This is a genomic window from Nostoc sp., from assembly GCF_036917975.1.
Lineage (GTDB): Bacteria > Cyanobacteriota > Cyanobacteriia > Cyanobacteriales > Nostocaceae > Nostoc.
In genome coordinates this window covers 194,890-217,325 of the sequence record NZ_JBALEJ010000047.1, presented here as the reverse complement: position 1 = coordinate 217,325, position 22,436 = coordinate 194,890, and the positions used below count along the sequence as shown (strand labels likewise).

Sequence of the window (22,436 nt, the reverse complement as noted above, 5' to 3'; positions counted from 1 at the left end):
CCAAACTCTGGTTTCAAATCACCATTGGTTGCAGTACTGAACTTTTTTTGCACTTGCTGCTACACTGACACTACTTTGCTACGAAATTATATGAATGGGCTATACATATACTGGTACAAGAATCTTAAGGTTCCCTAATCCCTAATCTCTAGCTCTCCAACCACTACAACTTGTCTGAATCATAGTTTTGATTGCTAAATTAGAAAGAGGTATTTGTCTAATAGTATACTTTGGCTTTCAATCTTATTTTGTTGATTTTGCTGACTCCATCATGACTATCATAAATAAAATTTACCTGCAAGTGTTAGTACAACTGCTGCGGAGGGAAAACTTAATATGCAGCTTCATCTGGATTTTTAAGCTAGCTATGAGCGCTGTGTGTGGTATCAGACATTACTCACAGGAGGTGAAGGAACATTTGGCAAGCAAGCATCGACTCTGTAACACTAAAACAGACTATGAAAGCAATTACACTGCACCAAAGCAAACAGTAATCGGCACAAGCCATTGAGACGAATTACTGTGAGCAAATGCTCCTACACTCAGCAGTCATGTAGCCAACCAGCCTTATTGGTCGAAATGCTCTGCTCTCGCCTGACTCAGAAAAATCCTTAACTGATCAGATTATTCTTTATCCGACTGCCGTTGCAGCAGGAAAGCGGTGCATGAAATCCCAAGCAAACAGTAAGCCTAAAATTTTGGTTGTCGATGATGAACCAGACAACCTTGACTTGCTTTACCGCACTTTCTATCGCGACTATAAGGTGCTAAGGGCAACCTCTGGCCCTGCGGCCCTCGATCTGCTGGCTCAAGAGGGAGAGGTCGCGGTGATCATCTCCGATCAGCGGATGCCGATGATGAGCGGTACAGAATTTTTAAGCCTCACAGCAACTCAATATCCAGATATTATTCGGATTATTTTAACTGGCTACACCGATGTCGAAGACTTGGTGGAAGCAATCAACGCTGGTAAGGTATTTAAATATGTCACTAAACCGTGGGAAGCTGAAGAACTTAAAGCAGTGGTACGCCAAGCTTTGGATACCCACAATGTTCTCAAAGCCAGAACCCGCGAACTTACCCGCACACTCCGTCAAGAATCGCTGCTGAATACCGTTACAAATACGATTCGCAGTGCTTTAGACTACAGACAAATTTTGCAAGCAATTGTAGACACAGTGGGTCACATGTTGGAGGTGGATGTCTGTCTGTTGCGTCCTTTCCAAGATGACCAGTTGGCGGATAAAGGATTTATTTATCAGAAGCCTCTTTCTGAAGAAGCAGAGGTGCAGGGGATCGGAGGGGAAGTAGCACTAAATCTTTCTCCTCTGCCCCCCATCTCTTCTGCCCCCCATCCTCTTGTTTCCCCTCAGCCTCTTTTGGCTCAGACAGTGTGGGAAACCCGCGAAGTCCAAGTAATTCACGATGCCATTGATGATGGGCGGATTCACGGTAATACTGCGGAACTGCACGAGCGTGGGGAAGCTTTTGCTGCTGCTGATATTCGTTCTAGTTTAATTGTGCCACTGATCTGCCAACAAGAACTGATGGCAGTATTAGCACTGCACCAGTGTTTTCAGCCTCGCCTCTGGGGGGAGGATGAGGTGCAGTTAGTTTTGATGGTAGCGGATCAAGCAGCCTTAGCTTTATCTCAAGCTTATGCTTACGAACAAGTACGTGCCCTTGCCAAGCGAGAAGCTCTAATTAATACGATTACGAGCGCGATTCGCTCTAGCCTAGATCCGCAAGATATCTTTGCGGCCATCACCCAGCAATTGGGACAAGCTTTACAAGTCGATGGCTGTGTCCTGTCTTTGTGGACAGAGGAAGATGAGTTTGTCGAGTGTGTGGCTTTGTATGACAGTTTTCAACATCTAGAAAATTTACGCTTGCCAGCCCCAGATAATCATTCAAATGGCAATAATCACGTACCAACTCAGAGATTACCCTATTCTCAAGCATCCATACAGGAGAATCCCATCCTCCAACAAATGCTACAGACACATGAACCTGTGGTCATTGGTAATGTGAGTAATTCTCCCTCAGATGTGCGGGGTTTTGATTTGCCTTTAAAAATGCCAGCGCGATCGCTAATGTTTGTACCATTATTGGCTGACGGTAAATGTATCGGTAGTATTACCTTACATGAAGGTAAAAAAGTACGCCAATGGCTACCGTCTGATATCGATTTGGCGAAAGCAGTAGCAGCGCAAGCAGCGATCGCTGTCCAACAGTCACACTTATATGAAAAAACTCGCCAACAAGCTGAACGCTTACTGGAATTAGACAAACAAAAAACCGAATTTTTCCAAAATATTTCCCATGAGTTTCGCACACCCATCACCTTGATTCAAGGGCCTTTAGAGTCGGCGGTGGCGGCTGGTGAAGGATTATCTTATTCCCAAAGTGCGATCGCTCTGCGTAATTCCCGCCGCCTACTGCGACTGGTAAATCAACTCCTGGATTTACAACGCCTAAATGCGGGGAGAATGCAGCCTAGCTTCCATCCTTGCGATTTAGTCGAGTTTGTCAGCCAAATTGTGGAATCTTTTCGTCCCTACTGCGAGAAAAAGAGACTGCATCTCGCCACCCAGTTAGATGAATGTTCTACGGTGTACTTGGACATGGAAAAATTTGACAAGGTGGTTTATAACCTCTTGTCAAATGCCATGAAGTTTACTCCCGAAGGTGGCACGATTAGTGTCAGACTAAAATCTGAGCGCGATCGCTGCGTCTTGCAAGTACAAGATACTGGAATTGGCATTGTTAAAGAACAAATTCCCCATCTATTTGAGCGCTTCCGCCAAGCTGAAGGTTCAGCAAACCGTTCCTATGAAGGCAGTGGTTTAGGTTTAGCTTTAGTTAAAGAATTGGTCGAATTACATGGTGGTCAAGTCACTGTGGAATCAGTTTACGGTCAAGGCACTACCTTTAGTTTATGGCTGGTGAGTGGAAATGCTCATTTACCCCCACAGCAAGTACTAGAAACGCCTACCGAACTGAATACGAGCCGCGCTAGCGTAGAATTGGCTGATTTAGAACTAGTAGAGTCAACAACAGACAATATTGAAGATATTACAATAAACTCCCCCACTAGTATTGATACTCAAGACTCACTACATAAGACTCAGCACTCAATTTTAGTTGTAGATGACAACCCAGATTTGCGAACCTATGTATCTGAAATTTTCCGCCGCAACGGTTATCGTGTACAAACAGCTCGTAACGGTCATGAAGGGCACAGTAAAGCTAAGGAAATTCTACCCAGCTTAATTGTGACTGACTTAATGATGCCCTTGGTGAGCGGACTTGAGATGATTCAGATGATCCGCAATGAGGAGAAGTTGAAAGGAACACCAATCATTCTGCTGACAGCGAAAGTAGACGAGGAAACCCGCATCGAAGGTACAGAACATGGGGCGGATGCTTATTTAGCAAAACCATTCAACGATCGGGAACTTTTGGCGGAAGTTCGGAATCTTTTAGCGTTGAAAGAAAATGAGCGGCGAATCGTGGAGTTAAATACTTATCTCACAGAATCGGTGCTAAAGCGCTTTTTACCGGCTGTATTGGTGCAAAAAGCCGCAACCGGAGATTTAACGTTAGATTTACGCCCAGAACCACGCTTGATTACAGTTTTGTTTAGTGACATCGTGGGTTTTACACAGCTATCAAATACTCTCAGATCCCGACGAGTCGCAGAGTTGCTAAATGAATATTTAGAAGCTATGACCAAGGTTGTATTTGGTAATGGCGGCACTGTAGATAAATTTATGGGAGATGCGATCTTAGCTTTATACGGAGCGCCCGAAGAACTAACCCCCAATGAACAGGTGCGTCGTGCTATTAATACAGCAAGAGCAATGCACCGCTCACTAGCTGTGTTAAACGAACGCTGGCGAGAGCAAGGTGTATTCGATGGCGACAGACTTACTAGCGTCCAGTTTCGGTGTGGTATCCACCAAGGTACTGCTGTTGTGGGGATGTTTGGTAGCGCTGAACGTGCCGATTATACTGCTATTGGCCCAAGTGTAAATATCGCTGCCAGGTTGCAAGCTGCTGCTGTTCCCGGTACAATCCTGGTTTCTGCTGCCGTGGCAGATTATTTGCAGGAAGAAGAAATTACTAAAGGTAGTCCGCTAGAACTTAAAGGAGTAGATGAAACAGTTTTGACTTTCGCTGTTACACCAGAGGTAATGGTTAATCGCTAAAATTTAGACTGGTATTTGAAAGCATTATCAATGAGTTAAGAGTGCCTAATCATATCCAGTTTATATAATATGACACCATCGGTTGCAGACAAAACTCCAATTCCAGCCAAGGTCTGGAGACGACATACTGATCCCCCAGGTTTGTGGATTTCTGTTGTTGTAGGTTCAGTCTCTCTGCACTTGCTGGTGTTCTGGCTGATGCGCTCATCTAATGCATTTAGTCTGTGGTTTCCCCAGCAAAGTCAATCTGCTATTCCTATTGAATTGATAGACATTGCTCCCAAAACAAAATCAATAATCAAATCAAAATCAACAGCCAAAACAGTTTCGTCAAAGCCATTATCCTCACATCAAAAGTCTGTACCACCAGCACGTCCACTACAGACAGGACGAACTACGCCCAGAAATCAAGATTTTGGCGTCATAAATTCTACGGATAATCCCCAGAAAAAGAGCCGAACTGTCGCTTCTCAAACTAATCGCAAACTCTTTAGACGACAGATAGTTCCCACGCCAAAACCAACACCTACAGCCACGCCAAAACCAACGCCTACAGCCACGCCAAAACCAACGCCCACAGCCACACCAAAACCAACGCCTACAGCCACGCCAAAACCAACACCTACAGTTCCAGTTGGTAATTTACCTTGGAAGCGCCGTCAAGAAATCAAACTGGGAAAGGGAAGACCACTAACAGCAGGTATTCCATCAAATCGACCAGTTTTAGAACCTGAAAATAGGGAAACTCCACCAACTCCGACTAGAGAAACTCCACCAGCTTCTACTAGAGAAACTCCAGCAACTCCGACTAGGGAAACTCCACCAGCTTCTACCGGGGGAGCGTCGGTAGCAATAGTAGCTCCTTTATCTAGAGATGAAGTGATTAGCTTGATACAATCAAGAGGATTTCGACAAGATGCTTTACCCGACGTTATCGCTTTATACAAGGGAAGCAACACAAAACAATTAGACTCAAGTTTTCTTGTCCAGAATTCTGGACTTAAACCAGCACATCTCTTGGCTAGCTTAATAATTGATAGCAATGGTAACTTTAAACAGGCTGTAGTTCTAGAAATACAACCAGCAGCACTGCAAAGTGAAAAAACCACATACGAGCAAGTCCTCAATGAAGTTTTCAAAACAGAAAACTTTCTTCCTGCCCACAATAACGATGGCAAAAAACCAGGCTTGAGCAATCTGTATATCAGAGTCACAATCCAAACTGCCAATTAAAACTAAATGCTTGATTTTTTACATAAGCTGTGTTAAATTCATAGGGTTGGAAATACGCGGGCGTAGTTTAGTGGTAAAACTATAGCCTTCCAAGCTATTAATGCGGGTTCGATTCCCGCCGCCCGCTTAGAAAATGCCCTCAAATATACTAATCTAGTGCCATTAGTAAGGTTAGAGAGACGCGATAAATCGCCGTCTCTACAGGGGATTTATCCGTCAATTGGTTTTTGACAGACTAGTAGTGGTCTGTCCCATTAAATTTGAGGGATAAAAGAACGAACCGCAAAGGACGCAAAGAGCGCAAAGGAAGAAAAGTTAAGAATGAGTTCACCCATTATATTTAATGGGACAGACTACTAGATACTCAAAGCAGCAAAATTTCAGGTAAGGGAACTCCAAGAAATAAATTATCCAATATTGTGGGGTGGGCATCTTGCCATTAGTGTCAACTTAAGGTTAAAACCCATTTGTCAACGATAGGTTTTGTTAGTAACGAAGTATAAAGGTGAACTTTTTCTGACTTTTATACGCAAGCTGGGAGTGATGCTAATAAACAAAGCATTAATAGTCCCTGAGAAAGTTCGTTTTTTGTCCCTTTCAAACCGAATTTTTGAGCATAAATGCTTATTGACATAGGAAGTTTGAGCTTAACTTGACACCAATGGCATCTTGCCCGCCCTATGGACTGGGCGGGCAAGATGCCCACCCCACAGGAGTTAATTGGATATTTTTTTATTTGGAAGTCCCTAATGTGAGAAACCAGGACTGTGGGAGTTGCCCAATGCTTCTTGATTTTCTGAATTTAGAATTGCTGCTACGCTAATTGAGATTTTCTAGGCGAATGCGTGGATCGGCTGCTTTGAGCATCAAGTCGGCGATTAAATTGCCAATAATCAGCAGTACTGCGCCCATTAACAAGCTTGCCATTAATAAATATAAATCTTGAGATTGTAAAGCCTGTAAAGTCAATCTCCCTAAACCGGGCCAGTTGAAGAAAAATTCGGCGATGAAAGCACCATTTAGTAAACCGGCTAATTCAAAACCCAATAAGGTAATTAAGGGATTTATGGCGTTGCGGAGTGCATGAACGTAGATGACGCGGTTTTCTGGTAGACCTTTGGCACGAGCCGTTTGGATATAATCTTGACGCAGCACATCCAATAATTCACCGCGAGTGATGCGTTGCAAACCAGCAAAACTAGTAATTGAGAGGGCGATTGTGGGTAAAATCATGTGCCAGCCGATATCTAAGATTCTGCCAAACCACGATAGTTCTGAGTGATTAATGCTAGTCATACTACCCACTGGGAATAGCGGCGAGGTGATTTGGGCTAAAACCAGCAGCGCTAAGGCAGTGATGAAACTGGGAAAGCCTTGTCCAGCGTAACTGATCACCTGTAGAATCCGGTCGGCTGGTTTATTTTGTTTAACAGCGGCAAAAATCCCTAGAGGGATGGCGATCGCCCATGTGACAATTAAAGATGCGATCGCTAATAGTAAAGTTGCTGGTACTCGTTCCCACAACAGCGATGCCACTGAACGCTGATAAATAAAACTTGTGCCAAAATCCCCTTTGGTCACAATTCGCCATAGCCATAGCCAAAATTGCTCTGGCCAAGACTTATCTAGGCCAAACTGCCGCTTGATTTCCGCAATTCTTTCTGGAGATATCTTCGGATTTTGCCGCAGCGTATCTACATAATCACCGGGAGCGAGTTCAATGATAAAAAACGACAACGCTGATGCCAACAACAAAGTCAGGAGTGCCTGCAATAGCCGCTTTCCTACATAAACAAAAGTTTCGCTCGTGACTAGCCTGATTAGCCAATCCCGACCTGTCTCCAAGGAAATTTTTGTAGATGTCATTTATCTTTTGTCCTTTGTCCTTTGTCACTTGTCCTTTGTCCTTCGTCATTTGTCACTTGTTTTTCTATTGACCAATGGCTAATGACTAATATTCAATTAAAGAGATAATTGGCACGTCCGGCAAATGTGTACGCCCTTGTAAATCCCGTAGCTCGATAATAAACCCAAATCCTACTAGTTCGCAGCCAATTTTCTGCACCAACTTTGCTGTGGCACTCGCAGTTCCTCCTGTAGCAATCAAATCGTCCACAATCAAAACTCGGCTACCTTGGTGTAAGGCGTCTTGATGCACTTCTAGGCAGTCTGTACCATACTCTAGTTCATATTCAATTGAGTAAACGGCTGCCGGTAACTTCCCTCTTTTGCGGACGGGAATAAAACCAGCTCCTAATTTATAAGCCAGAGGTGAACCAAAAATGAATCCCCTCGACTCTATGCCAATGACATAATCTACAGTTATTTCAGCTTCATTGCATTTTTGTGTTAAAAAGTCAATAGTGTAGTGCAGTCCTTCTGGATCGCGCAGTAACGTAGTAATATCCCGAAATAAAATTCCGGGTTTCGGGAAATCTGGGATGTCACGAACGAGAGACTTTAAATCCATAAAATGGGGAATTGGGAATGGGGAATGGGGAAAGTCAGGAGTGGGGAGTGAGGAGTGAGGAGTTATTAATTTAAATTCATAACTATCCCAGTCCCCAGTCTCCAATCCCCAATCCCCAATTTCAGATACCTGAAAAATCGTACACTATAATGTCATACGCTGGGGGTCGAGGCTGAAGTTTCGCCATTTATTGACGATAATTAGAATCTAAACCAAGCTAGAAAAGGTGTTGCATTAATAAATGAGGTGAATTTAGTGATGTTTTAAACTTTTGATTTCAATATAGGGAAAACTTTCAATAGAAAGAGTTAAGTAATGTATATATCAGGTAGTTATGATACTGCTACAAGTCTAACGCTCAAGTCTTGACTACCGACCTTAAATTTGTTTTATCTAGTCTGTTGGAACCGCATAAGGTATTTATAGAATGAATGTCTCAGCAAGTTTAACGCCGTTCAACAGTCCAACCCAAGACTCAGTGCCGATGATTCTGGACACTTTACCAGATCCGGCGATCGCTTCCAAAACCTGTCCTCGGAGAACCAGGCTGCAAATTGACCTGATTTTACTGGCAATTGAAGCTTTAGAGCTTGGTGGTTCAGAAGCAATCCTGGCTTTTGCTCAAGAGTTGGATCTTAAAGGAATTGTTAAAGACAGGGTGAATTTATGGCGGATGCGTAGCTCTAACCCGCTACGAAGAGCGCATATACGCCGTCCCTTAACTATTATGGAAGCCAAAGCTCTGGTGGTCATTGCTTGCTATATAGCGCGGCGTTTAACTGTTGTCATCCGCCAGTTATTAATGATATGTCAACAAATGGAAGAGAAGCAGATTCCATTAGAACAGAATTTGCGTCTATCTAACTACCTAGAGCGGTTTAGAGCGCATTTTAAAAGCCGGATGAATGCTCGGCGTTCTGGTGTACTAGCATTAACTTCTGATGAGAAATTAGATGCGCTAGCAATAAATTTGTTAGGACAATTACTATTTTGTACTGGTACAGCTGGAATGCAGCGGTTCTGGATTAGTCTTTTTGACGGTGAAGTGGAATGAATATTCAACGTAAGTATAGTCTACCTAATTGTACACTTCTTTTAGAAGGCTTAAGTGATGTCACTAGGGCTACACAGTTCCAGGAAATGCGCCCGGAATTGTCAATATTGGTAAATGCAGAATGCTATTTATCTGGTTACAATCAACCCTTAACGGGAGGACGGGAATTTTTTGAAAGTTTGGTAAGGGCTGTTAGTGGCTACGCCCAAGAATTTTTAAGTAGTGTACCCAATCCGCAAGCACACAATCAGGAATCGGAGCTAGTAGAGTTTCAGAAAATTGACAGCAACCGACATCGGTTAATCATACATTCAGAAGGCGCTCCAGAGGGATTTGAGTCTCACTCTAAGAATTCCAAACGTCCGCCGATTGAAATAGATTTGAATACGGTGCAGTTGTTTGATTTAGTAGAAGCAGTAGATCAGTTTTTTGCTGATAGCCAGACTTTACCAGAATTATCTCTAGAACTACAACCAGTTACTAGACGCTATGGCGGTGCTAGTCAAGCTTTGATCAGGCAGGCTGTTCCTGCGGCTGTGGGAGTATCAAGTTTAGCAGTAGCAGCGATCGCATTTAACTTGATTCCACCTCCCCAAATTCGTCCACCACAGCCTAAGGCAGATGAGCAAACTAGCTCTACAACCAAGAGCCTCACTCCTCCAGTATCAGCGGCTGCAACTCCTGTCGCTGCTGCAACGCCTACACCAACACCTACAGCTAATACAAAGCCAGTAGTTAAAGATTTAGAAGCACTTTTAAATACAGTTCCAGAAATTACCGATCCATCCCAGCTGCGTGCATTGAATCGTCAAGTGTATAACCAAGTTCATCCAGCTTGGACTAAGCGTTCAGGATTACAACAGGATTTGGTCTATCGTTTGGGTGTAGCTGCCGATGGTGCGATCGTTGGTTATAAGGCGGTGAATAAGGAGGCTAATCAAGGAGTTGGCCAAACTCCTCTGCCTAACCTACTTTACAATCCTGCTAACCGCGCTCCCATTTCCAATGAACCGATCGCCCAATTCCGAATAGTGTTTACTACAAATGGTGTGCTGCAAGTTAGCCCTTGGCGGGGATATGCCAGGACACCGGAGGTAATCGGGGCAAAAATTACTGACCCTAAGATCACTAAAGGTTTAAATCAAAAGCTTTATAATGCAGTTCGTCAAAGTTGGACTGGTACTCCCACCTTTACGCGAGATTTGAAATATCGGGTAGCAGTCAACAAAGATGGTGTAATTGCTGACTATGAACCACTCAACCAAGTAGCCTTTGACTATTTTCGGGAAACACCTCTTCCCAAGATGTTTAACGCTATCTACGGTTCCAATGTAGCTGCTCCCAATGCCAAAGAACCTCTGGCTCACTTCCAAGTGATATTCAAGCCTAGTGGCACATTGGAAGTTACTCCTTGGCAGGGATATCAGTAATTGGATGGGGCATTGGGAAAAGAATTAAATTGCTATTCCCTGTGCCCTACTCTGAGCAATAACATACCTGACAATTTAATTTTCCATCTATCTCTGTAAGTTTGCGATAATATGGCGCTAACCTGAGAAATTTAGATTTATGACCCAGGATTTTGCCTTTTTAAAGCGGATATACAATGCTTTTGACCCATTTCGCCCCTTACCCGCAGGAGATCCCGCTTACGTTGATTGTACAGAAGTGCGGGGAGATGGTGACATATTAGTAGAAGTAGGTAGAGAGATTTTGTATTCAGACAGAATTACCTCTCAACTGTATGCAGGTCATCGCGGTGCTGGGAAATCAACAGAATTACTGCGGCTTCAGAAATATTTAGATGAGCAAGGTTGCTTTGTTGTTTATTTTCCCGCCGATGAACAAGATATTGATCCAGAAGATGCCCAATATACTGATATTCTTTTAGCTTGTACCCGCCATTTAATAGAAAAATTAAAAGATACCAATCCAGCTAGTTTATTGAACTGGTTAAATGATCGTTGGCTAGATTTAAAAGATTTGGCATTAACTGAAGTCTCCTTACAAAGCTTAAGTATAGAAGGGCAAATTGCCCAATTCGCCAAATTAACAGCAAATTTGCGAACAGAACCTACTCAACGCCAAAAAATTCGTGAGCGTGTCAATCCGCATACAATTACTTTGATTGCAGCTTTAAATGAGTTTATTCAAGATGCCAAAAAGCACTTACCTTCAGGATATTCTCAACTTGTATTAATTGCTGATAACTTAGACCGGATTGTACCTATACCTCAAGAAGATGGACGCAGCAATCACGATCAAATTTTTATCGACCGTAGCGAACAACTCCAAGCTTTAGATTGCCATTTGCTTTATACAGTACCCATTTCTTTGCTGTATTCTAATCGCGCCGCAGACCTAGCTAATATCTATGGGAATACTCAGGTATTGCCGATGATTATGGTGCAAACGCCTGATAATCAACCCTATCAACGCGGTATTAATAAAGTTATAGAAATACTGCAAAAACGTCTGAGTTTGATAGACTCTAGTTTATCTGTGGTAGATATGTTTGAGCAGCGAGAAGCTTTAGAAAGACTATGCCTCATGAGTGGAGGTCATGTGCGAAATTTATTATTATTAATGAAGGAGGCAATTAAATACACAAACAGCCTACCCATTCCTACCAGAGCCTTACAGCGCTCAATGAGCGAGTTGCGAAATACTTATCGAAATACAGTTTTTGCTAATGAATGGGAAGCACTGGCAACTGTGTATCATTCTAAAGAAATAGAAAACGATCCATTGTATCGAGGCTTATTATTTAATCGCTGTATTTTAGAATATCGTTATTTAAATCGAGAAGGAGAAAGTCAAGTTTGGTATGATATTCATCCTCTTATCAAAGGTATTAAAGAATTTCAAGATACCTTTAATCGACTGTATCCGGCATAAAAATAAATAACTGTGTCTTTAACGCTTAACATTGGGCATTACACAGCTAAGATTATGGCACTAGAACTGACGGATTGGGATCGGGATTTACCATCACAAGGAGATGAGGAATATCAAGCCTTAGTCCGCACTCTGAATTTTACAGAAGGCTTTGGCTTATTATTTGTCCGTTGCTCTCCGGCTGAGGGTGAGCAGTTAATTACCAAGGTAAAAGAAGATATTCCCAATAAAAATATTGAAGTTATACGGCTGGAGCAAGCTGTGACTAATTTATATGAAATAATTGATAATTTAGATAAAAAAAAAGAAATAAATATTTTATTTGTTACAGGTTTAGAGCATTCATTTTATAAATATGAAGAATGCAAAAGCTTAACAGGTTGGAATAGTAGAGATATTTATTCATACAGTTGGAAGGGTGTACCACCTGTTTTAATTAACCTTAATCAACAGCGAGAACGGTTTAAGGATAACTTTAATATTTGTTTTGTGTTCTTGCTACCGATATTTGCGATTAAATATTTTATTCAACGTGCGCCAGACTTTTTTGACTGGCGTTCTGGGTTATTTGAATTCCCTATAGACTCAGAAACTTTAGAACAAGAATCATCACGGATAATTCAGGAGCGAGATTATGAAAAACATCTTGCTCTAACACCAGAAGAAAGAACTCAAGAAATACTAAGAATTCAAGAATTAATAGCAGAAGACCATCAAACACCTGCTCGTCAATATGATTTACTGATTAACCTGGGAAAATTGCAGTCTGCTGGACAAGATTATAAAGAAGCGATCGCGTCCTACGACAAAGCACTAGAATTTAAACCTGATGACCACCAAGCTTGGTACAACCGAGGGATTGCGCTAGAGAATTTAGGACGCAGTGAAGAAGCGATCGCATCCTTTACAGAAGCCTTGAAAGTTAAACCAAATTCCCAGGATGCTTGGAACTGGCATGGCTATTTGCTGGATGGATTAGGACGCTATGAAGAAGCGATCGCATCCTACGACCAAGCACTAAAAATTAACTCAGATGATTACTATGCTTGGAAGGGTCGGGGTATTTCATTGCAAAAATTGGGTAGATATGAAGAAGCACTCATTAATTTAGACAAAGCTTTAGAATTGGAATTTAAGGATGACTTATCTAACCTTTATTATGCCTGGAAATGGCGAGGTATTACACTTAACAAACTAGGTAGATATGAAGAAGCACTCATTAGTTTAGACAAAGCTTTAGAATTGGAACCTAAGGATGACTTGTCTGACCTTTTTTCTGTCTGGAGATGGCGAGGCATTACACTTAACGAAGTGGGTAGATATGAAGAAGCACTTGCATCCTATGACCAAGCACTAAAAATTAAACCAGATGACTACGAGGTTTGGAATCACCGGGGCAATGCGCTACGAGACTTAGGACGCAATGAAGAAGCGATCGCGTCCTATGATAAAGCACTGCAAATTCAACCTGATTTAACTCGTGAGAGGTTAGAGTAATTGCACATTTGCCAAATTTCATTAGCTAGTTTTTCAGCGAGTTAATAAACTTTTAAGTCCTCAAAATCAGGTCTTCTCACAAAAGTCCATTGATCATTTATTGATCAAGAGTTCCCAATGCCCAATGGCCATTTACCTTGTAATTCTCCGCATATAATTTCCCCACAACTGAGCTGCTTGAGCGCTGCTACCAGATGTTGGGGAATTATTGTCGTTTCCCAACCAAACGCCGGTTACAAGTCGCTGACTGGGGATAAAACCAATGAACCATAAGTCAACGTTTTTATCAGTCGTGCCAGTTTTACCAGCTTCCCCTAGTCCAATGGCAGCACTACGACCAGTACCTCTGGCGATGACACCGCGCATTAAAGTAGTCATTTCATCGGCGACACCATTTGTCAGCACTTGTTTGTTAGCAGCCGGATCTTGGTCGAAGGAGTAGATTACCCGACAGGTTTTGATATCATTGCGATCGCGGCAATCACCACTGTCTAAAATTCGGCTAATGGCATGGGGAGGATTCAACACACCGCGATTGCCAATAGCGCCGAAAGCACCAGTCATTTCCAAAACATTCACCACACTTTGACCTAGTACCAACCCAGGAACCGGATCGAGGTTTGATTTTATCCCCAAACGCCGCGCCATTGCCACAACTTTATCTAGCCCAATTTCTTTAGCAACTCCCAAAGCAATGGGATTTTCTGAAAGAGCCAGCCCAGTGGCAATATCTAAACTCCCAGCACTTGAACGACAGGATTTATAAGTGAAGCCTTGCCAAGTTAAAGGAGCGCAGGAATAACTTTTGGATGGTGAAATTCCCTGTTGAATAGCAGCGGTGTAAGCAAAAATTTTGAAGGTGGAACCTGGTTGTCTTTTGGCTTGAACAGCACGATTGAACTGACTTTTTTTGTAATCAGTTCCACCCACCATTGCGAGGATGCTGCCTGTACTAGAGTCAAGAGTAACTAACGCCCCTTGAGAAAAATTAAAATTTCTACCAGAGTTGTTCACCGAATTATTCAACGCGGCTTCTGCTTGTCTCTGTATGGCTGGATCAAGCTTGGTTTCAATGATATAGTTTCCCTCTCTTGCGGCTCCTTCCCCCAAGATTGATTCGAGTTCAGTGAAGACGTAACTGTAAAAATAAGGTGCGATCGTTTTAGCTTGTTGTTCGCAGACTTTAGGACTAATTTGAACGGTAGAGCGTCTAGCTCGGTTGGCATCCTCTGGTTTAATTTTGCCCATCTCCAGCAACCGCTTAATCACACGATTCCGGTATTCAGCCGCTTCTAGCTTATTTGGCCCATTCCCACAAAAATCGAAGGCGTTGGGAGCAGGTAAAATTCCTACCAATGTTGCTGCTTCTGCTAAAGTTAATTCTTTAGCCGGCTTCTCAAAGTAATATCGGGCTGCATCCTCAAAGCCAGAGGTATCTCCTCCCAAAAAAACCCGATTTAAGTACATCAGCAAAATATCATCTTTGCTGTAAAAGGTTTCGAGTTTTAGGGCGACAACTGCCTCTCGCAATTTGCGTCCAAGGGTATCTTGTCTGCCTACATACTCACGGAACAAACTGCGGGCAACTTGCTGGGTAACAGTACTGGCTCCTTGTTGGACATCTCCGCTGCGGCTATTGATTAACACTGCTCGTAAAATACCCAGAGGATCAACCCCAAAGTGCCAATAATAACGACTATCCTCTGAAGCTACTACAGCAGCAGGCAAATAAGGGCCAAATTCATCTAATCGCTTCATATCTACATGAGAGATTGTCCGAGGCTCTCTCAGGGGGGTGGCTCCATCGCGGGCGTAAACAACTACTGGGGCGCGTGTCGCTGTCGGTAGAGGTTTAACTTTAAATTTCAGCCATTCGACGCCAATCACTAATGTTAACAGGGCAGTGACACCACCAACACCATAAGCTGTCCAAGTTGCAGCTTTTACATACCATGCTGGTGGATTGACGTATTGCAAACGTACAGAAGCGGCAAGTTCTGGGGGTCCCAGAGTCAAAATATCGCCGTGACGTAATTCTAGGGAGCTAACACGACGCTTGCCACGATAGATGCCGTTAGTCGAGTTTTCGTCTTTGATGACAAAAACTGGTGTGCTATGAGTAGAATTCCGCGATAGCGAGAGGTGAATTTGGCTGACAACAGGGTTACGGATGACGATATCGCTGGATTTGGAGCTACGACCGAGAATATAGCGATCGCCCAACAGTGGATATACCTCTGCTTTATCCGCCCCTGCATCCTGCACCCAAAGTTCTGGTACTTTGGCATTAGGCTTGAGCGCCAATTTAGAAAAATCGACCCTAGCTTGAATCGTATGTACTGCTTGAGTCAGTTGACCTAGTAACGTTTGTGGCTTGTGAGGGGGTTGGGGGGAACTCATCGGCTATTCACATCACAGTTTTTAGTGAAGAATCGGGCGAATTACAATCAATTTTAGATGTTAGTCTTTCATCATTTTACTCATAAGCCAAAGCATAAATTAGCTATACGGAACTTTTTGATTTAATTTATACTTAAATTTATATTACAAGCGGTATTGATTTGTGATTTTCATCACTTATTTATGGCAGCATAATTTTTTCCTATTCTCAAAGGCTTATTTAAGCTCCTGTTATAAACTCAATAACTACAGGCACAATTTTTATTGATCGAGCGTAAAACCCCATCCCCAGGTGTCTGTGGATGTAAGCGGGGTTTCAACAACCCTTGGGATACAAGGATTTTTTCTCGTGCGAACGCGCCACTTGCAGGCGTTAGCGTGTAGCGGCACGTACCCCTACGGGGATCTTGCTACGCGGTAGCGTCTCTAAGAGTTGTACGGCTTCAAACCTCAATTTCTCCCAAAGGGAGACGCTGTTCGCATTCGGGGCTAATTTCTTCCCCTACTCCCTACTCCCTACTCCTTACTCCCGCCCCGAAGGGGTAGTGAAAAATTGACAGGGTGGATAGTCCCACCCTGTTTTAGATAGATGCAAATAAACCGCCTAACAGTTTATTCTTGATAATCTGGATTAAGCTTTTGTGCTTGATGGTCTAGAAGATCCGATCTTTTTACCCAAGAACAAACTCAACCCGAATATAGAAAATCCCAACATCAAACTTGGCTCTGGAACACTTGTGTAAGTGACAGTTTGAACACCCGCACCACTGGAATCATTCAAATCGATAAAACTATCACGGTAGACATTAAAAGTGCTAGGTGTAAAATACAACCCTAACCCGGCTTGGTTCAAAATTTTTCCTGAAAAGTCAGTGAAAACTGACGCTAAAGGATCATCTGCTTCAGTGTATAACTGTCCACCATAGGTAGCAGAAATCTTTAAACCTTCGGCGATGGTTACTTCTTGATCGTCTGCTGCTGCTGCTTGGTCGAATGAAAAAGTGCCTGTGAGAGTTTTATCGTTGTTAGAAAAATTATAAGTTAGGGCTGCTGCTTGGGCGGGGATAGTCTCGTTTAAGGAAAAAATCACAGCAGTTCCTACCGTTGCAGCCGCTAACTTCTTGAAGATGGAGTCAGTCATTTTTTTACATTGATAAAAGAACCATTTTTTGAGACAGAGACGCGTGTTACCAAGTCTCTGCAACACAAAGCTTGTCAGTTAGTGGTGAGCGGTGTATGCAATTTACAAGACTCAGCACTCTTCATGGACGAATGGCACTAAGAAAAGATACAGCCCTTGCTCTGACTGCTTCCCAGCCTCCATCTGGGAACGAGGTGACACAAGCCTTTGGGCTTTTCTTAGTGCCATTACTTCATGGACTTGCGATCGCAGTTTTCATCGCTTGGAAGATATGACTCTGATCGACCACACCCCGAACACCTGGCGCAGTGTAAGTACCAGAACTATCTGTGAATTGAAGCTTTTGTCCAAAAGATCGAGTCAGGGTTGATGAATAAGCACCCTGATAGTACACAGGTACAATCCGGCGGCTATGGCTACCCCAGAGGTACTTGTAATTTGGATCGGCTCCCCAGAAGTGACCAGCTTCTCTAGGATTGTGCTTGTTGAAGGTGATGTCCTTGGCGTTACACTTCAAGCCTCTAGCCTGATTCGGGTCAGGATTAGGAGTCAATTTAGAGGCAAAATCATTATTCAGAGTTAGATAGTGGTCATGGTCAGCAGTAACCAGTAGTAGGTTCTTACTCCAACCACCATGATTTTCTACCCAAGTAATCACCTGCTGGACTGCTTTATCAAAATCATTCATAGTACCAATTAGGTTATCTATGTTGTTGTCATGAGCAGCCCAATCGATATCGCCTCCCTCAACCATCAGCCAAAAACCATCTTTGTCTTTACCTAGAACTGTTAAAGCTGCTTTGGTCAGATCAGCCAAAGTCGGATTTTCGTTAATCTCTCTGGCGATAAAGCTAGCATCGGTTTCACCGGGAGCCAGAGGACGGACAGTATCAGGTGTGGGGCCACTAACTGGGTTTCCTGCTGCGTCAACGACAGGAACACAATCCCCAGATGTACCAGGAATGATCTGACCTGATGGACAGGGATTTACACTCTTAACAACAGAGCTATAGAGTGAGCCGTTGTTCAGACCTGTGAGACTGTAGTCTCCCTTAGAAGAACTAGTAGGAAGGTTGCCTTCTTGTCCACGCGCACCATATAGACCAAATAATTTATCTCCCTTATTTGGATTGAGTTTAGCAGCCGTATTTAGCAATGTCTGAGTTGCATTTGGCCCACGTTCCAAAAAGGTATAGCCATAACGATTTGACGTAGGGTTCTTGCTGAGATGTTGATAAGTGTCTTCTGTAATGTACGTATAGTTAAAGACACCTTCTGGGGTACTTGTACTATTTTTGTTGTCAAAGTCTTTCGGATGACCACCACCCAACAAAACATTAGGCTGAAAGTTTAGTAAAGTCTGTTGCAGAATACTGTCTTGGTTAGTTTTGCTGGGGTCGTACTTACTATCGTATTTGCTGCGGCGATTCACAAAAGAAGCAGCAGCACCAGGCGTTGCATGGCTAATGGGTACGGAAGTAACTAGCCCTGTAGACTTATTATTTTCCTTGGCAATTTCCAGGATGGTTTTCAACTTTTTCTCGTAAATGTCTACACCCATCGCGTTGTTAAAGCTTTTTACGCCAGTATAAAGAGTTGTCGCGGTGTTAGCAGAGTCGGGATAACTGTGTTTGATGTACTCTTTGTCATAAGTACCGGCATTAGCAGGGGTCAGAGGAATCCAAGGAAGAGGGCCACCCTTACTAGGGTCGTAGCCGGTGAGATTACCTTCTGCTAAACTGTTGCCATCAAGGCGATCGCCTGGATTAAAAGGAGTAGGCTTGAATGAGAAGTTGGGACGAACAGGACTTGCACCTGTGAATGTATCAGATCCATCCAGAGCAGAGTTACTTGTTAGGTGGGGCTGACCTGTTGGATTGGCTGGTGTATTGCCCTCAATTGTTGTGCCGTAAGTTGTTACCAGCCCATATCCACTTAGCTTTTGGAAGCTCAAACCTGAGCCTTTACCACTTGTGTAAAAAGGAGCGCCTTTGGCAACGGCTGCGGCTCGGGCCATATTCCAACCCATACCATCGCCAATCATGATAATTACGTTAACTCCATTACCAGCAGCTAGAGTCGGCTGAAAAACAGAATTACCAAATATCAGTAGGACGGTACAGAGCAAGCCGACCATAGTCAAAGCTAGCGATCGCTTGTACTTTCGCAAAAATGAAATCATTGCAATGTGCCTTAGAATTAATTGAGCAAGTATTAGCCGTTAGTACTGATAAAAGTTTGGTTCTAGGTGAGTAGCACCAAAGTCTGAGTATGTAGAAGTCACATTTGGCACAGTTGAGGGTGTGGGATAACTTGGTTTAGAGGCGGTTGCTGGTTGTTGATTTGATGTTCCCAAGAACAAGAAAACAGCCAAAACCAGACCAGATATGAACCAAGCCAAGATGCGTTTGTACTGTTTCAGTAATAAAATCATTGGGGATTTTTGCATGAAACTCATCATCAGGAAACCTCCTAGTTAATAACTTGTAGAAATGCTTTGACAATTAAAATCAATGTCAATAAGCATGATTTTAAAATGTTAATTTAAGTAATTTAGGTAAACAAATTAACAGAAATATGCTGGTTTTAATTTGCTTTATTATGAGACAGCATAAAAACTAAATCTTGTTTAAATAAAGGATGAATTGGCATTAATGATGGCTTTTTGTAGCTAGTTAGCTGCAAAGTTATTTCAGCAATATGAAAAGTTTGTCGGATGTGATTTTCCAACTTATTGAGTAAGCGATCGCGTTCTTGGATGGTTGTACATTCAACCGTCAAATTGGCACAAAGTATTACCTTATTTAAGCTAAGTGTCCAGATGTGGAGTTTTTCTACTTGCACAACACCAGGAAAAGATTTGAGAGATATTTCCACCTCAACGGGGTCAATTGATTCTGGTGCATATTCCAAAAAAATCTTTAAACTTTCTTGCACTAAAGGTAAAGCACTTAAACCCGTAAAAATTGCAACTACTAAACTAATAGCAACATCTGCCCACCACCAATCCCAAAGATGAACGGCTATTGCAGCTATAATTACGCCCACAGAACTAGCAGTATCGGCGATGACATGAAGCAAAGCTCCGCGCAAGTTTAAATCGTCGTGAGTGTGGGGATGAAGCAAAGTAATATTGAGCAGATTGACGATTAAACCTAATACGGCAATCCCTAACATTGGTAAGCCTAAAATGGCTGCTGGATGTTGCCAGCGTTGAATAGCTTCCAATATGATAAAAGTAGCGATCACCAGCAGACCTAATCCATTTAATAAGGCTGCTAAAACTTCGATCCTCTGATTTCCAAAGGTTGCTTTTTTCTTAGCTGGTTGCTGTGCTAAAAAACTAGCAAATAGAGATATTACTAAGGCTGTAATATCCGATAAAATGTGTCCTGTATCCGCCTGTAAAGATAAACTTTGACTCCATAAACCCACACTCCACTCAGCAACGAAAAAAACAGCAAGTAAACCTACTGTTAGCCACAATACTTTAGATTTATGCTGATTATTCAATACTTTTGCCGAATTATGTTCACATCCACACCATTCAAGTGAAAGCATTACTAGAAAAGCCTTTTACAGTACAGAATTCGCTCAATTGGTATGCCGCTTAAATTCACAAATATGTGAAGACCAGAAAAATATCAACTTCTAAAAAGTTATCTTGCTTAGTTTAAGGAATGGTAATAATTGTGTTAAAAATGAATTTACAGGAAATTAAGCAGCAAATATCCTAAATTTTAGTGGTATTGCTGTGTATACTACATCTTCGGGCATCTTCGGGCTGGCAATCGTGGGAATAATTGGACTGATTCACGATGGTTGCAATGATTTGGCGATGGCAACGAGAACACCGCAGGCATCGCGTGTGGTTAACGGATCTTTTGTTGGCGTAGGGGCTGAAAGTTGTGTCATCATTAGACATCTCCGAAAAAGAATTGTTTTGACGTAGCACTGCTACGTCTCTACAAGGTTTCTGGGTAACGCATATTTAATTTCTGGAGATGTCTATTAGAAATACCTCTTGTTTGGGGTAAAAAGGCGATCGCAGGGTTTGGTAGACATAGCGATCGCCTTTGCTGTGGATTCCCGAAGTTTTTATAAGAAGAATTCAGAACTCAGGAGCAAAGCCGGAGACGTTTCCGTTAGTTCCGGTCAGAATGAGCGTATGAATTCTGTACGACTGGGTAATGAATATTGGTTTAAAACCGTACAACTCTTAGAGACGCTACCGCGTAGCAAGATCCCCGTAGGGGTACGTCCCGCTACGCGCTAACGCCTGCAAGTGGGGCGAAACTAGACTTGAATTAATCGATTATGGCTTTGCAGTCATTGGATTGACAGTAGTCAAGTAAATACATTTGTATTGATTAGGGTGCAACTTTTTCCCGAAACTGTTTCCCAGCAGAAAATGCAGGCACTTTGGTAGCTGGGATAGTCATTGGCTCATTGGTTTTCGGATTACGCCCTTCGCGTTCAGAGCGATCGCGTCGCTCGAATGACCCAAACCCTACCAGCGTTACCTTCTCACCACTCGCTACAGCTTCGGTAACAACTGACAAAAAAGCACTAATTACCTCATCGGCTTGCTTTTTTGTGATGTTAACCTTTGCTGCTACAGCATCCACTAATTCGCCTTTGTTCATAAATCACCTCAAAGCATTGTAAATAATGGAAATCTAGCATTACTATCTCTGGTTGGTAAAGGGTGAGAAGAAATAATTTTCTCACTGATTACTTGAGGCTCTTGAATTGGTAAATTATTGGACTTAATTTCAATCTTAGTAGTAAGCTCCTGTAGGAGAGTAGGTTTCTCTAGTAGAAACATTGTTTTCTTCTTAAAATCAATTTGTTAATTTTCTCGAAGATAAAGGGCTAATTGACTAACGAATTCTTCAAAATTGGATGCTGACGCTGCAACTTGTCGTAATAATCTTGAGGCAACAAGACCAACAAATTCTACTTAAGTCCTCAAATTCATCTTGGCACAACTACTAGCTTTGGCAAGGTTAATTGACACAAAAACAAGGAACTGGTTAAAGGATTAGGCGTCTAAAGTGAAGAGTTATTGGGATAACTGGGCATTGGGCATTGGGCATTGGGCATTGAAAAGAGGCAGAGGGGCAGGGTGCGGGGGGCGGAGGGGAAAATTCTTCTCACTGCTCTCCCTGCTCCTTTGCCCTTCTACCCCCAACCTCCCGTATGCTTACCCTTTTCATTCGGGGGTTGCGTGGTTAACAATGGGTTGAATGTTTTTTAAATAGATAATTCAACTTTATGGCTAGAACTGCAAATGAATATGCCGTATTCCTCCTACTGGAAAGCGGCCACCGGGAAGAAGTACGTTTTCCGACTATTCAAGAGTTTCAGAAGTGGTATAGTGGCGAACTTGTGCCAAAATCTGCTTCTAATGACTTTATTAGCGTGCCGATTAAAAATATTCAAGGGGAATATATGGTAATACGCCCTTCTCGGATCGTGGCAATCCGGGTAGAACCCGTTTTTAGTTCCAGTGTTGAAAGATTCAACTAA

At 42.6% G+C, this 22,436-nt stretch carries 19 protein-coding genes and 1 tRNA gene; 12 read left to right on the top strand and 8 right to left on the bottom strand.

All coding sequences use genetic code 11. The features are described from left to right. The first annotated feature begins 271 nt into the window (after window positions 1-271). From V7K76_RS20565 to V7K76_RS20550, 4 genes are all read left to right on the top strand, one after another. Window positions 272-511, top strand: coding sequence for a hypothetical protein (locus V7K76_RS20565; protein ID WP_334775257.1), 240 nt, complete (start codon window positions 272-274; stop codon window positions 509-511). 154 nt (window positions 512-665) lie between these two features. After that, entirely contained in the window at window positions 666-4,211 is a 3,546-nt protein-coding gene (locus tag V7K76_RS20560; RefSeq protein WP_334775258.1) for a response regulator, read from the top strand. Window positions 4,212-4,280: 69 nt separating this feature from the next. Continuing rightward, window positions 4,281-5,444: a hypothetical protein gene (locus V7K76_RS20555; RefSeq protein WP_334775259.1), complete on the top strand. Its 1,164-nt coding sequence runs from the start codon at window positions 4,281-4,283 to the stop codon at window positions 5,442-5,444. Window positions 5,445-5,500: 56 nt separating this feature from the next. Next, window positions 5,501-5,571 (top strand) — tRNA-Gly (locus V7K76_RS20550). Window positions 5,572-6,263: 692 nt separating this feature from the next. Here V7K76_RS20550 and V7K76_RS20545 read toward each other — a convergent pair. Further along, window positions 6,264-7,310, bottom strand: a complete 1,047-nt coding sequence (locus V7K76_RS20545) for an ABC transporter permease (protein WP_334775260.1) — start codon at window positions 7,308-7,310, stop codon at window positions 6,264-6,266. 85 nt (window positions 7,311-7,395) lie between these two features. Then, window positions 7,396-7,914 carry an adenine phosphoribosyltransferase gene (locus tag V7K76_RS20540; protein WP_334775261.1) on the bottom strand — a complete coding sequence of 173 codons (519 nt, stop codon included), beginning with the start codon at window positions 7,912-7,914 and terminating at the stop codon, window positions 7,396-7,398. A gap of 427 nt (window positions 7,915-8,341) precedes the next feature. Here V7K76_RS20540 and V7K76_RS20535 point away from each other — a divergent pair, with 427 nt between their 5' ends. From V7K76_RS20535 to V7K76_RS20520, 4 genes are all read left to right on the top strand, one after another. After that, entirely contained in the window at window positions 8,342-8,968 is a 627-nt protein-coding gene (locus tag V7K76_RS20535) for a DUF3038 domain-containing protein (protein WP_179066478.1), read from the top strand. Beyond that, entirely contained in the window at window positions 8,965-10,398 is a 1,434-nt protein-coding gene (locus tag V7K76_RS20530) for a DUF4335 domain-containing protein (protein WP_334950906.1), read from the top strand. Before V7K76_RS20535 ends, V7K76_RS20530 begins: the two co-directional genes overlap by 4 nt. Before the next feature lie 139 nt (window positions 10,399-10,537). Beyond that, entirely contained in the window at window positions 10,538-11,866 is a 1,329-nt protein-coding gene (locus V7K76_RS20525) for an ATP-binding protein (protein ID WP_334950904.1), read from the top strand. 12 nt (window positions 11,867-11,878) lie between these two features. Then, a complete protein-coding gene (locus V7K76_RS20520) occupies window positions 11,879-13,363 on the top strand; it encodes a tetratricopeptide repeat protein (RefSeq protein ID WP_334950902.1) in 1,485 nt (494 codons plus the stop codon). A 132-nt stretch (window positions 13,364-13,495) separates the two neighbouring features. On the opposite strand, the gene V7K76_RS20515 is transcribed toward V7K76_RS20520, so the two are convergent. Both V7K76_RS20515 and V7K76_RS20510 read right to left on the bottom strand, forming a co-directional pair. Continuing rightward, window positions 13,496-15,763, bottom strand: a complete 2,268-nt coding sequence (locus tag V7K76_RS20515) for a transglycosylase domain-containing protein (protein WP_334775265.1) — start codon at window positions 15,761-15,763, stop codon at window positions 13,496-13,498. 631 nt (window positions 15,764-16,394) lie between these two features. Next, window positions 16,395-16,904, bottom strand: a complete 510-nt coding sequence (locus tag V7K76_RS20510) for a PEP-CTERM sorting domain-containing protein (RefSeq protein WP_334950900.1) — start codon at window positions 16,902-16,904, stop codon at window positions 16,395-16,397. Between the two features lie 95 nt (window positions 16,905-16,999). Here V7K76_RS20510 and V7K76_RS20505 point away from each other — a divergent pair, with 95 nt between their 5' ends. Continuing rightward, entirely contained in the window at window positions 17,000-17,179 is a 180-nt protein-coding gene (locus tag V7K76_RS20505; protein WP_334775267.1) for a hypothetical protein, read from the top strand. Here V7K76_RS20505 and V7K76_RS20500 read toward each other — a convergent pair. From V7K76_RS20500 to V7K76_RS20490, 3 genes are all read right to left on the bottom strand, one after another. After that, a complete protein-coding gene (locus V7K76_RS20500; protein ID WP_334950897.1) occupies window positions 17,137-19,086 on the bottom strand; it encodes an alkaline phosphatase in 1,950 nt (649 codons plus the stop codon). The two genes, V7K76_RS20505 and V7K76_RS20500, sit on opposite strands and share 43 nt — an antisense overlap. Before the next feature lie 39 nt (window positions 19,087-19,125). Then, window positions 19,126-19,365 carry a hypothetical protein gene (locus V7K76_RS20495; RefSeq protein ID WP_334950895.1) on the bottom strand — a complete coding sequence of 80 codons (240 nt, stop codon included), beginning with the start codon at window positions 19,363-19,365 and terminating at the stop codon, window positions 19,126-19,128. Between the two features lie 125 nt (window positions 19,366-19,490). Further along, window positions 19,491-20,465 (bottom strand): cation diffusion facilitator family transporter, encoded by a 975-nt coding sequence (locus V7K76_RS20490; RefSeq protein WP_334950893.1) that lies wholly within the window; start codon window positions 20,463-20,465, stop codon window positions 19,491-19,493. Window positions 20,466-20,658: 193 nt separating this feature from the next. Between V7K76_RS20490 and V7K76_RS20485 the strand changes: the two genes are divergently transcribed. Then, window positions 20,659-20,856 carry a hypothetical protein gene (locus V7K76_RS20485; RefSeq protein WP_335029979.1) on the top strand — a complete coding sequence of 66 codons (198 nt, stop codon included), beginning with the start codon at window positions 20,659-20,661 and terminating at the stop codon, window positions 20,854-20,856. Between the two features lie 72 nt (window positions 20,857-20,928). Then, window positions 20,929-21,180 carry a hypothetical protein gene (locus V7K76_RS20480; protein WP_334775271.1) on the top strand — a complete coding sequence of 84 codons (252 nt, stop codon included), beginning with the start codon at window positions 20,929-20,931 and terminating at the stop codon, window positions 21,178-21,180. Window positions 21,181-21,274: 94 nt separating this feature from the next. Here V7K76_RS20480 and V7K76_RS20475 read toward each other — a convergent pair whose 3' ends face one another. Continuing rightward, window positions 21,275-21,550 carry an HU family DNA-binding protein gene (locus V7K76_RS20475; RefSeq protein ID WP_334775272.1) on the bottom strand — a complete coding sequence of 92 codons (276 nt, stop codon included), beginning with the start codon at window positions 21,548-21,550 and terminating at the stop codon, window positions 21,275-21,277. A gap of 631 nt (window positions 21,551-22,181) precedes the next feature. On the opposite strand from V7K76_RS20475, the gene V7K76_RS20470 reads away from it, so the two are divergent. Continuing rightward, the gene (locus tag V7K76_RS20470; protein WP_179066232.1) at window positions 22,182-22,436 is read left to right on the top strand and encodes a hypothetical protein; all 255 of its coding nucleotides are present in this window, start codon (window positions 22,182-22,184) and stop codon (window positions 22,434-22,436) included.

Bases quoted from the DNA above. Each gene is read 5' to 3' on its own strand.
- V7K76_RS20545 (WP_334775260.1), bottom strand. From the start codon at position 7,310: ATGACATCTACAAAAATTTCCTTGGAGACAGGTCGGGATTGGCTAATC.
- V7K76_RS20565 (WP_334775257.1), top strand. From the start codon at position 272: ATGACTATCATAAATAAAATTTACCTGCAAGTGTTAGTACAACTGCTG.
- V7K76_RS20560 (WP_334775258.1), top strand. From the start codon at position 666: ATGAAATCCCAAGCAAACAGTAAGCCTAAAATTTTGGTTGTCGATGAT.
- V7K76_RS20515 (WP_334775265.1), bottom strand. From the start codon at position 15,763: ATGAGTTCCCCCCAACCCCCTCACAAGCCACAAACGTTACTAGGTCAA.
- V7K76_RS20510 (WP_334950900.1), bottom strand. From the start codon at position 16,904: ATGACTGACTCCATCTTCAAGAAGTTAGCGGCTGCAACGGTAGGAACT.
- V7K76_RS20535 (WP_179066478.1), top strand. From the start codon at position 8,342: ATGAATGTCTCAGCAAGTTTAACGCCGTTCAACAGTCCAACCCAAGAC.
- V7K76_RS20555 (WP_334775259.1), top strand. From the start codon at position 4,281: ATGACACCATCGGTTGCAGACAAAACTCCAATTCCAGCCAAGGTCTGG.
- V7K76_RS20530 (WP_334950906.1), top strand. From the start codon at position 8,965: ATGAATATTCAACGTAAGTATAGTCTACCTAATTGTACACTTCTTTTA.
- V7K76_RS20525 (WP_334950904.1), top strand. From the start codon at position 10,538: ATGACCCAGGATTTTGCCTTTTTAAAGCGGATATACAATGCTTTTGAC.
- V7K76_RS20495 (WP_334950895.1), bottom strand. From the start codon at position 19,365: ATGATGAGTTTCATGCAAAAATCCCCAATGATTTTATTACTGAAACAG.
- V7K76_RS20475 (WP_334775272.1), bottom strand. From the start codon at position 21,550: ATGAACAAAGGCGAATTAGTGGATGCTGTAGCAGCAAAGGTTAACATC.
- V7K76_RS20500 (WP_334950897.1), bottom strand. From the start codon at position 19,086: ATGATTTCATTTTTGCGAAAGTACAAGCGATCGCTAGCTTTGACTATG.
- V7K76_RS20470 (WP_179066232.1), top strand. From the start codon at position 22,182: ATGGCTAGAACTGCAAATGAATATGCCGTATTCCTCCTACTGGAAAGC.
- V7K76_RS20505 (WP_334775267.1), top strand. From the start codon at position 17,000: ATGCAATTTACAAGACTCAGCACTCTTCATGGACGAATGGCACTAAGA.
- V7K76_RS20540 (WP_334775261.1), bottom strand. From the start codon at position 7,914: ATGGATTTAAAGTCTCTCGTTCGTGACATCCCAGATTTCCCGAAACCC.
- V7K76_RS20490 (WP_334950893.1), bottom strand. From the start codon at position 20,465: ATGCTTTCACTTGAATGGTGTGGATGTGAACATAATTCGGCAAAAGTA.